Source organism: Acidaminococcus sp. AM05-11 (genome assembly GCF_003472805.1).
Classification (GTDB): domain Bacteria; phylum Bacillota; class Negativicutes; order Acidaminococcales; family Acidaminococcaceae; genus Acidaminococcus; species Acidaminococcus hominis.
The window spans coordinates 1-9159 of record NZ_QRMX01000045.1 but is presented as its reverse complement, the minus strand read 5'-3'; the positions used below and the strand labels follow the sequence as shown (position 1 = coordinate 9159).

6 protein-coding genes and 1 riboswitch are annotated in these 9159 nt (G+C 55.5%); of the genes, 4 read left to right on the top strand and 2 right to left on the bottom strand.

Features of this window, described 5'->3' with window-relative positions; translation table 11 throughout:
- Nucleotides 1-218: 218 nt before the first annotated feature.
- Nucleotides 219-318: riboswitch (SAM riboswitch) on the top strand.
- Between the two features lie 106 nt (nucleotides 319-424).
- Nucleotides 425-1255, top strand: coding sequence for a MetQ/NlpA family ABC transporter substrate-binding protein (locus DW089_RS10830; RefSeq protein ID WP_105325459.1), 831 nt, complete (start codon nucleotides 425-427; stop codon nucleotides 1253-1255).
- 14 nt (nucleotides 1256-1269) lie between these two features.
- Complete coding sequence (locus DW089_RS10825; RefSeq protein WP_231086423.1) at nucleotides 1270-2604, top strand: M20/M25/M40 family metallo-hydrolase; 1335 nt, start codon at nucleotides 1270-1272, stop codon at nucleotides 2602-2604.
- Nucleotides 2605-2661: 57 nt separating this feature from the next.
- Here the strand turns inward: DW089_RS10825 and DW089_RS10820 are convergent, their stop codons facing one another.
- Together DW089_RS10820 and DW089_RS10815 are read right to left on the bottom strand one after the other, a co-directional pair.
- Nucleotides 2662-3711, bottom strand: coding sequence for a Fic family protein (locus DW089_RS10820; RefSeq protein ID WP_105325460.1), 1050 nt, complete (start codon nucleotides 3709-3711; stop codon nucleotides 2662-2664).
- 137 nt (nucleotides 3712-3848) lie between these two features.
- The gene (locus DW089_RS10815; protein ID WP_158572374.1) at nucleotides 3849-4718 is read right to left on the bottom strand and encodes a LysR family transcriptional regulator; all 870 of its coding nucleotides are present in this window, start codon (nucleotides 4716-4718) and stop codon (nucleotides 3849-3851) included.
- A 111-nt stretch (nucleotides 4719-4829) separates the two neighbouring features.
- Between DW089_RS10815 and DW089_RS10810 the strand changes: the two genes are divergently transcribed.
- Nucleotides 4830-6605: an ABC transporter ATP-binding protein gene (locus DW089_RS10810; protein ID WP_105325537.1), complete on the top strand. Its 1776-nt coding sequence runs from the start codon at nucleotides 4830-4832 to the stop codon at nucleotides 6603-6605.
- Nucleotides 6602-8395 (top strand): ABC transporter ATP-binding protein, encoded by a 1794-nt coding sequence (locus DW089_RS10805; RefSeq protein ID WP_105325462.1) that lies wholly within the window; start codon nucleotides 6602-6604, stop codon nucleotides 8393-8395. The genes DW089_RS10810 and DW089_RS10805 overlap by 4 nt, the downstream gene beginning before the upstream one ends.
- Nucleotides 8396-9159 lie beyond the last annotated feature (764 nt).

Genomic DNA, 9159 nt, shown 5'->3' with positions numbered 1-9159 from the left:
GTTTTTAAATTCTGTCTTAGATTTCGTATCCCCCAATTTTCCGTGATGAGCCATTTTCCTTTTCAGGGAAAATGCCGCAACCGGCAATAGGGGGATTCCCGGCACCAGCACACTTCAGGTACATTGGCCGCACCAACTGGTCCGATGTGTTTCCCTCCCTCCAAAACCCTGTTGACAAATATCCCCTCTTTATAGTATGATTTCTTCATAAACTGAATACTTCATCCAGAGCAGCGGAGGGAATTGGCCCTATGAAGCTGCGGCAACCCCCGGAAGGGAAGGTGCCAAATCCAACGGGAACAACCTGAAAGATGAAACCGCACAAAGGCAGCGTCATCTTTTCAGATGACGTTTTTTTCATACCTTCACGCTAGAAAAAACTGTTCTGGTTAAGTCATTCAAAAAAAGAAAGGAAGAGATGTGTATGAAACTGAAAAAAGTATTGCTGGGACTGGTTTCCGTCCTGGCAGCAGCCAGCCTGCTCACCGGCTGCGGCAACGACAAAACCGCCGACAAGTCTGCGGCACCAGCCGAAAAGAAGACCATTACCGTGGGCATTACCCCCGGCGACTCCGAACAAATCATGGAAGTAGTAAAGAAGGAAGCTGCCAAACAGGGCCTGAACGTAGAAGTCAAAGTCTTCTCCGACTTCGTGACCCCCGACCAGGCACTGGCCAGCAAAGAACTGGACCTGAACTCCTACCAGCATGAACCCTTCCTGGTGGCCTTCAACAAAAAGAGCGGCACCAACCTGGTGAGCATCGGCAAGACCTACCTGGCTCCCCTGCGTCTGTACTCCACCAAAATCAAGAACATCAACGAACTGAAAGATGGGGACAAAATTGGCATTCCCAACGATCCCTCTAACGGCGGCCGTGCCATCCTGATGCTCAGCAAACTGGGGCTGATCAAAGTAAACCCCAACGTAGCAGCTACCAGCCTGACCGTCAACGACATTACCGACAACCCCAAGCACCTGCAAATCATCGAACTGGAAGCAGCCCAGCTGCCCCGTTCCCTGGATGATACCGCAGCCAGCATGGTCAACGCCGGTTACGCCAACTCCGCCGGCCTGTCCCAGGACCTGGCCATTGCCAAAGAAGACAATACCAGCCCCTATGTGAACATCATCGCCGCCCGGGCAGAAGACAAGGATAACCCCACCTACCAAAAATTCGTGAAGATTTTCCAAAGCCCGGCTGTCAAAGAATATATCGAACAAAACTGCAAGGGCAACTTGATCCCTGCATGGTGAGAAGGTGCTGAAAAGTGAGTTTGACCCAAGAAGATGAAAAACTGGCTGCGCATTTGCAGGCCATGATTCGCTGTGCCACCGTGTCCAACTCCGACGTGAACAAGGTGGATTGGCAGGAATTTGAAAAACTCCATGCCTTGTTTGAAAAGTTTTACCCCCATATTTACCAGCTCATGGAACTGGACAAAGTGGGGCAGGCCGGTCTCCAATTCCATTTGAAAGGAACCGGCAGCGGCAAGCAGCCCCTGCTGCTCATGAGCCACCAGGACGTGGTGGAAATCGGCGACCGGAGCCAATGGAAATTTGACCCCTTCTCCGGGGATATTATTGACGGCTGCGTCTGCGGCCGGGGTACCACCGACTGCAAGCACCTGCTGCTGTCCGAGCTGGAAGCCGTGGAAAACCTCCTGGCCCAAGGCTGGCGCCCGGATTACGACTTGTACCTGAGCCTGGGCTACGCAGAAGAAGTGTATCTGGAAAACGATACCGACGCTGCCCAGCGCCTGGCCGAAAACCTGGAGAAAAAAGGCATCCGCATTGGCACCATCTTTGATGAAGGCGGCTTTATCCAGCCGGAAAAAGATGGCTGGCTGTCCGCCCGCATTGGCCTGGGCGAAAAAACTGCCGTGAACTACGAAATCTACAAAGATTCCCCCGGCGGCCACTCCAGCAAGCCCGGTGCAGGAACGGCCCTGGGCGCAGTGGCCAAAGCCATTGTGAACATCGAAACCCATCCCTTCCCGTACCGCTTGACCCCTCTGGCCAAGGACCAGCTGATTGCCAGCGCACCCCTGCAGCCCGAAGGCATCAAAGAAATCTACGCCGACCCTGAAGGACGCTGGGAGGACCTGTGCGCCCTGGCCAAGCAGAATCCGGCCCTGGACGCCTTGCTCCATACCACCATTGCCTTCACCATGGCTTCTGCCAGCACCCAGCCCAACGTGCTGCCCTCCCATGCTGCAGCCGGCTTCAGCGTCCGGGTGCTTCAGGGCGATATCGTGGAATCCGTCCAGAAATACTTTACCCAGTTCCTGCCGGAAGGAGTCAAGATTAAGCACATTTCTGGCCTGACCCCCACGCCAACCTCCACCCCGGACAGCCACGCCTTCCGGCTTACCGAGAAGATTCTCCACGAAATGTATGGAGAAAAAGTCCTGATGATCCCCGTTCTCATGCTGGGTGCCACCGACACCCGGTACTACCGGAACGTATCCCAGGACGTGCTCCGCTTCTCCGCCCACAAGAAAGACGCCCGGTGGGGCGAAGCCCATCAGGTCAACGAAAAAATCCCCATGGACGCTCTGCGCCCCAGCGTGGAATTCTTCGAAAAACTGTTGAAACTGTATTAAGAACTAAAAATCGCCCTGCAAAATCAATTGGTTTTGCAAGGCGATTTTTTAATTTCCCTACCCTTTATGCACATACCCCGTATTGCGCCCTTGGCCTACCTTGATGAGCAACCCCGACTGCAGCAGCTGGGACAGGGTCCGTTCCACGGTAATCTTGCTGATGTCCGGACAGCGGGTCATAATCTCTTTCTTGGTGATGATGCCCACGGTCTGGTCCAGCAGCGCCTTGATGCGCTCCGTCTTGGACAGCTTTTTGGCTCCCAAATACTCCACCCGGCTCTCAAACTCCCGGTACGCCTTGAGAATAGCTCCCAGCAAGTAACTGCAAAACGGTGCATAGGTGTTCTGGTTGTCGTGCCAGCCCGTGGAACTGGCCTGGAGCGCTTCGTAATACGTTTCCTTGGAATTTTCGATAATCATCTCCAGGCTGATATACTTGCCCACAATATACCCCGCTTTGTACAGCAGCAGGGTAGTGAGCAGCCGGCTCATCCGACCGTTGCCATCATTAAACGGGTGAATGCACAGAAAATCCAGCACAAATAGGGGAATCAGCAGCAACCGGTCGATTTTTTCCTCCTGCCAGGCCTGGTTGAAACTGGCGCACAAGGCTTCCAGGGCTTCTGCCGTCTGAAAAGCAGGAACCGGGACAAACCGCGTACGCTGCTTTCCTGCCGCATCCGTTTCTGCAATCATATTGTCCGCGTCCTTATAACTGCCCCCTTGACTGCTTCCTGAAAAAGAATATAAATCCCGGTGCAGCTGCAAGATGACCCGTGGAGACAGAGAAATGTAGGGGTAACTCTCGTGGATGGTGGCAAGCACTTCCCGGTAGCCAGCAATCTCCTGCTCCGAACGATTGTGGGGCTCCGCCTTGTGGCTCACCAGCTCCTTCAGCCGCTGGTCACTGGTGAAAATACCCTCAATCCGGTTGGAAGCTCCGGTGCTTTGGATTAGGGCCACTTCAGCCAGAGGTTGCAGTTCATCTCTGTTTGCTTCAAGAAATAAATCCTGCCGCCCTTTGCACTCGTGAATGGCCGTCAGCTGCTGCAGCAGTTCCAGCGACAATAGCTTTTGCACCATCGCCTCGTAGGCAAAATCCCGCATTCCAACACCTCCCTGGAAATTTTTCTACATCATTTTAACAATAAATGATGTAGAAAACAAGCAGGTGATGCAAGAAACCTAAATAAGCACAACCAGCGTTCCCGTATAGGCTTTTCTTCCTATGCGGGAACGCCTTTTCATTCCCCGCTTTTCCCTTTAAACTCTCCCCAAAACGCCTTTTCCGCTTCCCCCAGCTTCCGTCCTTTTTTCCGCACCAGGCACACCTGGCTTACCAGCTGGGGCTCGTTCACGGTCCGCCGGGGCAGCTCCGGTGCCAGGTCCAGCAACGACTCGGGGACCAGGGCAATGCCCAGCCCGGAGGCCGCCCACTGGAGGCAGGTCCGGGCGTCGTCGCAGAGGCACCGGAAGGAGAGGGACGCCCCCCAGCGGTCCCCCAGGTCCCGGAGAATGGCTTCCCACCGCCGGTACACCAATAGCGGCCGCCCCGCCAGCTCCTTCAGGGTCAGGGTGTCAGGCAGGCCGTAGAGCATGGTGGCTGACCCCGCCGCCGCAAAGGCTTCCTGGGTCAGTACCGTCCGTTCCAATCCGGCAGCAGGGAAGGGGGTGCGGATTAGGGCCAGCTCAATTTTTTCCTTATCCAGAGCCTCCAGGAGCCCATACGTATTGGCCTCATACACCTGGAAGGGCACGTCCGGGTGCTCCAGGGTAAAGTGGGTCAGACCCTTGAGGAATTTTTCCCCAGTCCCGGAGGAGATGATTCCCAGCCGCAGACTACCCTTGTTTCCCGCCTGAAAACTCCGCATATCGCTTTGGGCTGCCTGCTGCAGCTCCAGTATCTTTTGGGCGTAGTCGTACAGCACCTTTCCGGCTTCGGTGAGCCGAATCTGCCGGGCTCCCCGTTCCAGCAGTTTTACCCCGCATTCCTTCTCCAGATTCTTGATTTGCAGGGACACCGGAGGCTGGGACAGGTTCAGCCGCCGGGCACCCCCGGAAATGGTGCCTTCCTGGACCACCGCCGCAAAACAAATCAGCTGTTCTGAATTCATAGCGCTTCCTCCTATATAGAAATTAAATAGATATACACAGATGATATATAAATTATATACCATCTCCCGTGCTATGATAAGTACAGAAATTGATGAGGGGTGAAGAAAATGTTGAAAACCTTATGGCCCTATTTTAAGGGGTATGAAAAAGAGTGCGTGCTGGCACCGCTCTTTAAATTATTGGAAGCCTTGATGAGCCTATTGGTGCCGCTGGTGGTGGCGGACATCATCGACAAAGGCATTGTGGGCGGCAATACCCACTACATTTGGCTGTGCTTCTGGCTGATGCTGGGACTGGCCGTTTTGGAAGTGGGCTTCTCCTTTACCGCCCAGTGGTACGCTGCCAAAGGTGCCGTGGGCTTTACCACCAGCCTGCGCCAAGCCCTGTTCGACCACATCCAGGCGCTGTCCTATACCGAGCTGGACACCCTGGGCACGGACACCCTGATTACCCGGATGACCAGCGACATGAACCAGGTCCAGACCGGTCTCAACCTGGCCCTGCGCCTGCTGCTCCGGTCCCCCTTCGTGGTGTTTGGCTCCATGGTCATGGCCTTCACCATTGATGTGCGCTGCGCCCTGATTTTCGTGGTGGCCATTCCCATCCTTAGCGCTGTGGTGCTGGGCATTATGATCAAGAGCATTCCGCTTTTCACCAAAGCCCAGCAGGCCCTGGACCGGCTCCTGGGGACCACCCGGGAAAACCTCACCGGCGTCCGGGTAATCCGGGCCTTCTGTAAGGAAAAGGACGAAGTCAAGGAATTTGATGAAAAAAACGAATTTCTGACCCATATGAACGAAACCGTAGGGAAACTTTCCGCCCTGATGAACCCGGCCACCTACCTGCTGGTGAACCTGGCTACCGTGGTCCTGATTCGGGAAGGCGCCCTGCGGGTGAACCTGGGCGGCCTGGCCCAGGGCGATGTAGTAGCCCTTTACAACTACATGGCCCAGATGATCATCGAGCTGGTAAAACTGGCAGCCCTGATCATTACCATCAATAAATCCATTGCCTGCGCTGAGCGGCTGGAATCCGTCATGCAGGTAAAGCCCGGCATGGACTTCCCCAAAGCGGGTGTGCAGCTGACCAAGCCCCAGGCAGGAGTACCCGAAGTAGCCTTCCGGCACGTGTCCTTTGCCTATGCAGGCTCCGGCGCCGAAGCCGTTACCAATATAGACTTTGCCGCCCAGCCCGGTGAGACCATCGGCATCATCGGCGGTACTGGCAGCGGCAAATCCACCGTGGTGAACCTGATTCCCCGGTTCTACGACGCCACCTCCGGTATTGTGGAAATCGCCGGCAAGAACGTCAAAGATTACGCAGAAGGCGCCTTGCATGAACGCATCGGCGTGGTGCCCCAGCGGGCTACCCTGTTTGAGGGCAGCATCCGGGACAACCTGAAATGGGGCAAGGAAGACGCCACCGACGAGGAACTGTGGCAGGCCATAGATACTGCCCAGGCCCATGAGGTAGTGGAGGGTAAGCCCGGCCAGTTGGACTACCAGCTGGAGCAGAACGGCCGGAACCTGTCCGGCGGCCAGAAACAGCGGCTGACCATTGCCCGGGCCCTGGTGCGGAAGCCGGATATCCTGATTCTGGATGACTCCGCCAGCGCCCTGGACTTTGTCACCGACCTGAAACTGCGGCAGGCCATCAAAAAGCTGGAAGGCAATATGACCGTATTCATCGTGTCCCAGCGCACCAGCAGCGTCCGCTACGCCGACCAGATTCTGGTGCTCAGCGACGGCAAACTGGTGGGCAAGGGGACCCACGACCAGCTTATGCAGAACTGTGAAGTATATCAGGAAATCTATTATTCCCAGTACCCGGAAGAACGGCCTAAAGACCGGCCTTTGGTACTGGATGACGAGGAGGCAGCATTATGACGGACAAAAAGAACCTGAACCAAGAAGACGAAAAGCTCTTGGAAGAATTGCCCCAGGACGAAAACGTCACCAGCCTGACCACCCTGAAAAAAGTCCTGAACGTCATTGACGCCTACCGGATTCTTCTGGTCCTTAGCATCGTGCTGGCCGGCGTCAGCGTGGTGCTGCAGCTGTACGTACCCGTGCTCTTTGGCCGGGCCATCGACGGCATCGTAGGTGCCGGCCGGGTGGACTTCGCCCTGGTAGGCCGGTATCTTACCCGGATTATCGCCCTGGTGGCCCTGTCCAGCCTGGCCACCCTGATTATGAACCTCATCAACAACCGGCTGACCTACCGCACCGTCCGGGATATCCGGGCCAAGGCCATCCGCCAAATCCAGGTGCTCCCCCTGTCCTATTTGGACGGCCAGAGCATCGGCGACCTGGTGCAGCGGGTCATTGCCGATGTGGACCAGGTCTCTGACGGCCTGCTGCTGGGCTTTACCCAATTGTTTACCGGCATCATCACCATCCTGGTGACTCTGTACATCATGTTCACCAAGAACGTGGAAATCTCCCTGATGATCGTGGTGCTGACCCCCGTCAGTTTCTTCGCCGCCAAGTTTATCGCCACCCATTCCTACCATATGTTCCGCCAGCAGACCGCCGTTCGGGGCCGCCAGACCGCCCTGATCAACGAAATGGTGGGCAGCGAAAAAGTGGTGAAGGCCTTTCGGCACGAAGCCAAAGCCTCGGAACAATTTGACGTCCTGAACAAAGACCTGCAGCATTATACCCAGCACGCCCTGTTCTACAGCTCCTTGACCAACCCCTCCACCCGTGCCGTCAATAACGTCATCTACGCCCTGGTGGCCCTTTTGGGCGCCTTCCGGATCCTCAGCGGCACCATTACCGTAGGCGACCTGACCGTACTGCTGTACTACGCCAACCAGTATATGAAACCCTTTACCGACATCAGCTCCGTAGTCACCGAGCTCCAAAACGCCATGGCCTGCGCCGCCCGGGTATTTACCCTCATCGACGCCCAGCCCCAGAGCCCGGATCCCCAGGCGCAGCTGGCCTTTAAAGACGGCAAAATGGATATCCAGCACGTGTACTTCTCCTACGTAAAAGACAAGAAACTCATCGAAGACTTCAACTTCCACGTAGAACCCGGCCAAACCACCGCCATCGTAGGACCCACCGGCTGCGGCAAGAGCACCTTCATCAACCTGCTGATGCGCTTCTACGACGTGGACCAGGGCACCATCTCCATCGACGGCCAGGATACCCAGACCGTGGACCGCCATTCCCTGCGGAAAACCTACGGCATGGTCCTCCAGGAAACCTGGCTGAAACAGGGCACCATCCGGGAGAACATCGCCTTTGGCAAACCCGGCGCCACCGAAGAAGAAATCATCCATGCCGCCAAAGAAGCCCACAGCTGGGAATTTATCCGCCGGCTGCCCCAGGGCCTGGATACCGTAGTGGACGATGACAGCCTGAGCCAAGGCCAGAAACAACTCCTGTGCATCACCAGAGTCATGCTGGCCCTGCCGCCCATGCTCATCTTGGACGAAGCCACCAGCTCCATCGATACCCGCACCGAACTGAGAATCCAGGCCGCCTTCGCCAAACTCATGAAAGGCCGCACCAGCTTCATCGTAGCCCATAGACTCTCCACCATCCGCAGCGCCGACCAGATTCTTGTGATGCGGGACGGCAAAATCATCGAACAAGGCACCCACGACACCCTCATGGCCCAAAACGGCTTCTATACACAACTGTATAACTCCCAGTTTGCACAATGATGGGGGAGAATACCTACCAAGTAATTTCCCGCTGCCAAGCTGAAAGAAACCTCCCAGCTGGGCAGCCCGTTAGAACGCAGCTGCAGAAATCCCTTGCTGCAGCTGAAAAAGACCCTCCCGGGCCAACACCACCCAGGAGGGCCTTTCCCTATTTACATAAAGAGGACAAAATTTCACAGGATGTTGTCAATCTGTTTAGAAGTTGGTTAGAATTCTGCCGTATCCTAAAGAAAACCAAAAAGAGAAGGGGAGAACCCCATCCCGGTCCTGCTTTAGAATTAGGGCAGGACCGACCTTCCCCTTTTCCTGTTCGTACCAAGTGACGAACAGGTAAGTGGAAGGCAAGCGGCCGTAGGCCGCTAAAACCTGGATGGGGGACGGTGCTGGTCTGTGCAGCAGGTGGTTTGATAGTTAATGTAGTGGTGACACTATACTAACGATTACCAATTGACCAGTACATTCCTAGAACGCTTCCTGCAAGAGTGTAGGAAGTGTCGCCGCAAGGCGACGAAGGAAGTTTATCCAAGTATTTGCGGCCGCAGGCCGCTGCCTTCCCACAACAACAGCAGTCCAATGTGGGAAGGTGGGGCGCGCAGCGCCTCGGATGGGCCACTCATTCCCAAAAACACCTCTATACTTTTCGCAGAAAAGTATAGGACGTTACCTACCTCAAGTCACGTCTGTAATAACCCTATAAAATCTATCTTCAGGAGGTAAACCCCATGCTCCACACCCTACTGCATGGATACGACTCCCCGGAGGGC

Coding starts and splice junctions, on each gene's coding strand:
- DW089_RS10830 (WP_105325459.1), top strand. CDS start 425: ATGAAACTGAAAAAAGTATTGCTGGGACTGGTTTCCGTCCTGGCAGCA.
- DW089_RS10820 (WP_105325460.1), bottom strand. CDS start 3,711: ATGCGGGATTTTGCCTACGAGGCGATGGTGCAAAAGCTATTGTCGCTG.
- DW089_RS10815 (WP_158572374.1), bottom strand. CDS start 4,718: ATGAATTCAGAACAGCTGATTTGTTTTGCGGCGGTGGTCCAGGAAGGC.
- DW089_RS10805 (WP_105325462.1), top strand. CDS start 6,602: ATGACGGACAAAAAGAACCTGAACCAAGAAGACGAAAAGCTCTTGGAA.